Raw genomic sequence first — 278 nt, forward strand, 5'->3', positions numbered from 1 at the left:
ACAATATATTCTATTAATTTAATTAATTTACCTCGTTATAAAAGTAAACTTCTATAACTGTAGTTTTCTCGTATTCTTTGTTTCTCAATATGTCAATGAACTTTTTTCCTCTCTAACAACCTTAGCTCGATGGCAAACAAACGAATATGCTTTACGCGTTTCCTGATGTTTGTGTTACCTATCTCCCTTAGATCTTAAGGAATCGTGGAGAATATCGGAGTCGAACCGATGACCTCCTGCGTGCAAGGCAGGCGCTCTAGCCAGCTGAGCTAATCCCC

At 38.5% G+C, this 278-nt stretch carries 1 tRNA gene; it reads right to left on the reverse strand.

Annotated elements, in window-relative coordinates:
• Nucleotides 1-205 precede the first annotated feature (205 nt).
• Nucleotides 206-278 (reverse strand) — tRNA-Ala (locus LB465_RS18165).

The sequence above is a fragment of the Salegentibacter lacus genome (genome assembly GCF_020164555.1).
In the GTDB taxonomy this organism is placed as follows: Bacteria; Bacteroidota; Bacteroidia; order Flavobacteriales; family Flavobacteriaceae; genus Salegentibacter; species Salegentibacter lacus.